Annotated in this window: 3 protein-coding genes; all 3 read right to left on the reverse strand. The window is 53.5% G+C overall.

All coding sequences use genetic code 11. The features are described from left to right. On the reverse strand, positions 1-926 hold a 926-nt coding region (locus ACOSYY_RS01990; RefSeq protein WP_421660593.1), incomplete at its 3' end, for a GAF domain-containing protein. Between the two features lie 213 nt (positions 927-1,139). Continuing rightward, positions 1,140-2,858 (reverse strand): proline--tRNA ligase, encoded by a 1,719-nt coding sequence (locus tag ACOSYY_RS01995; protein WP_421660594.1) that lies wholly within the window; start codon positions 2,856-2,858, stop codon positions 1,140-1,142. Between the two features lie 170 nt (positions 2,859-3,028). Next, positions 3,029-3,625 (reverse strand): RIP metalloprotease RseP (rseP, locus tag ACOSYY_RS02000; RefSeq protein ID WP_421660595.1); only part of this gene is annotated, 597 nt, incomplete at its 5' end.

The following is a 3,625-nucleotide window of genomic DNA, read 5'->3' on the forward strand; positions in this document are numbered from 1 at the left end:
CGAATGTTGAGACCAGGGAACGTCCGTTTGATGTCTTGAACGCGATCAAGATCGCCCGGATCGTCGGTCAGAATCTCGATCGCCATGCGGTCTCGCTTGAGCGGCATCCAATGGTTCTTTTTCAGGTAGTCGACATTGAGATTCTTTAGTAGTTCCACATCGACGATGGTGCGTTCGCTGTACTCGATATACGGACACTTATAGAACTGTGCGAGCGATCTGCCGATATCGAGTTTAGGAACCTTGTATTTTTCGATCAGAATGCTTTCCAGATCGCTCATCCCTTTTCGGGAGTCGGCGATGGCCTGGTCGAGTTCGTTCTGACTGATCCGATTGCTGCCGACCAAGAGATCGAACTTCGTGGGATTTTTTTTGGATATCTTCCGGAGGTTGAAAAAGGCAATTCCCAGCGCTTTGGCGATTTCGTCGACGGCCTCTTCGTCCTTTCGGGTGAACCGACTCCCGTTCTTTTTATTGAGGAGTTGGAGGACTCCCATCAGGTATTTGTTGTCGGCGACGATCGGATAGGTCAGGACTTGTTTAGTCTTGAAGCCGGTTCGCTTATCGTAGGATGTGTCGTGAAGCAGAGACGGATGGATTGCATGGAGTTCGGCGATATTGTAGGCATCTGCGATATTGACGGGGCGAAGGTATTTGGCGCAGAAACCGGCGAGACTTTGCTCGGTAATAGGAATGCGGACCTCTTCAACGCCGTCGATATGAGGAACTTTGGAGAAGATTTCCTTCTCTTCGGAATCGAATGCAAACAGCGTTAGGTCTTCTGCGTCGAATAGACCCAAGATGTCTTTATGCAGGTCGAGGAGGATTTGGTCTAGATTGCTGGCCGCATGAATCTGGGTAGTAATGCGTTTGACGTGCTCTGCATGCTCGACCTTTTGATGCAGTTCGTGGACATTCTGAATCATCGGCTTGGTATGCATCCGACTGTGTTATCTCTGAGGTCAGACGTGAATGAACCCGGTCGGACGCCGGATCAGCAGGCACCCGGCCATAACATGATCGCCGAGCTCCGAATCAAAATTCAGTTTAACGGAATGACCTGAGAAGGCAAGGAAAAGGCATTTTCCGTCGGCCAATTTCAGAAAATGCGAGGCGGTTTCTCAAAGCTGGCGCGTGGATCAAGCAACGGATGGATCGGCTTCGATGGAAAGTCTCTTGAGATGGGCGACAAGATCACCGGGTGCCAGGCGGGATTTGATTCCAGAGCGTCGAATCTTGACCTCTACGATGCCGTCAGCAAGGCCTTTGTCGCCGATGACGATCTGAATGGGAGCGCCAATGAGATCGGCATCATTGAATTTGACTCCGGCGCGATCGGTACGGTCGTCCCACAATACTTCAATGCCCGCCCCCATCAAGTCGGTATAAAGATGTACTGCGGCTGCGGTCGTCTTTTCCGATTGGCTGACCGTCAGGAGGTGTACGTGGAATGGCGCGATGGGAAACGGCCAGATGATGCCTTTCTCATCGTGATTTTGCTCGATCGCCGCAGCGGCCGTCCGGCCGACGCCAATACCGTAGCAACCCATGATGGCGAGACGCTCCTTGCCCTGGTCGTCAAGGATAGTGGCGTTCATTTTGTGGCTGTATTTGGTGCCGAGTAAGAACACTTGTCCGACTTCAATCCCTTTGGCGAGCTTGAGCACACCTGGTCCTCGGGGAGAAGGGTCCCCGGCTTGCGCATTACGAAGATCGGCAAATTGTTCGACCGTGAAATCGCGGTCGAGATTGGCGTTCTGATAGTGGGCGTCGGCTTTGTTGGCGCCAATGACGACGTTTTTCATCCCCTTAATGGCGTGATCAGCCAAGATTCGTACGTGTTGCAGTCCGGCTGGTCCGGCAAATCCGGGGGGAGCCCCCGTTACATGTTGGACTGTTCCGGGATCTGCCAGCGCGACATCAGTCACCTTGAGTAGCCGCGCCAATTTCACCTCGTTTACTTCATGGTCTCCTCGGACCAGCACGGCAACGGTTTCGGCTCCTGCACGGTACAGCAGCGTCTTCACGAGTTGACAGGGTGTAATCTGCAAAAAGGCTGTTATCTCTTCTACTGTTCGTCGCTGCGGCGTGGCGATCGACGTCATGGGGCGAAGTGGGGTCGTGTCAACATCGGACGGAGGCGGCACTTCCGCCCGTTCAAGATTGGCGGCGTAGGAACCCTGATCGCTGTATGCCACTGTGGCTTCGCCGGTATCAGCCAAGACCATGAACTCATGTGATACGTCTCCGCCGATGAGGCCCGTGTCGGCTTCAACCGCCCGAAAGGTGAGTCCGCATCGCGTGAAGATTCGAGTATAGGCATCGTACATTTTTTGGTAACTGATCTTGGCGCCGGATTCATCGATGTCGAAGCTATAGGCGTCCTTCATGATGAATTCGCGCCCTCGCATGAGTCCAAATCGCGGGCGGATCTCGTCTCGAAATTTCGTTTGGATCTGATAGAAATTGAGCGGGAGCTGGCGATAGGAACGCACCTCCCGCCTGAAGAGATCGGTAATGACTTCTTCATGCGTCGGGCCCAGGCAAAAATCACGCTCGTGGCGATCCTTGAAGCGTAGAAGCTCTTTCCCATAGTAGTCCCAGCGGGACGTTTCTTTCCATAATTCAGCAGGAGAGGCGATCGGCATCAACAGTTCCTGTGCACCGGCGCGGTTCATCTCATCTCGGATGATCTGCTCGATTTTCCGGATCACACGGAGACCGAGTGGAAGATAGGTATAGATGCCGGCCGCCACCTTTCGGATCAGTCCGGCACGCAGCATCAATCGATGACTGACAGTTTCCGCTTCACCGGGATCGTCCCGTAGTGTAGGGATCAATAATTGGGAAGTCTTCATGAAGAGTAACTGTTAAGAGGCGCGTTGAGCTGTGGGAGATATCACAGAATGCACAAACACGTCATCTAACAAGGCCGCAGGCGAAAAGAAACCGGAGGCGTACCCTCTGGGGTACGTTGAGGATTTCTTGGAGCCGAGAACGAAGTTAGGGACGTGTTTCAGCATTCTGTTTAGCGGGAGAAGATGCGTTCAAGATCATTCCAGAAAGCGAAGATCATTACGCCGACCAACAATACCAACCCTACCTGTTGCGCAACCTCCCGCTGTCGCTCGCCGAGCGGTTTGCGCAGAATGCCCTCACTCAGAAAAAAGAGCAAGTGACCGCCGTCGAGAATCGGGATCGGCAACAAATTGAGAACACCGAGGTTGATGCTCAAGATTGCGATCAGGAACACGACGCTGGAGGCGCCTTGGGACGCAGCTTCACCGGAAATATTGGCAATCGTCAAAGGTCCACCGATATTCTTGCTCGAAATATCGCCCACGATCATTTTATAGAGGCCGATCGCGGTCAATTCTGTCCATCCCCATGTGGCTTCCAGTCCTTGATACACGGCCTCCGCGGCGTTGTCGGAGCGCATCAACGAACGGCCGGGTCCCGAGATGCCGATTTTCCCGACTTCGAGAGTCTGTCCGTTCACCGTCACTTTTTCACTGGTCGGCGTGACGGTCAGTGCGGTACGTTTTCCGTCGCGGAGGACCTCAAGTTTCAGCGGTTTCTGCGGGTGTTCCCTTACCAGGGTGGTCATCTGTGCCCATGTGTAGAT

The sequence above is a fragment of the Nitrospira sp. BLG_2 genome, assembly GCF_049222245.1.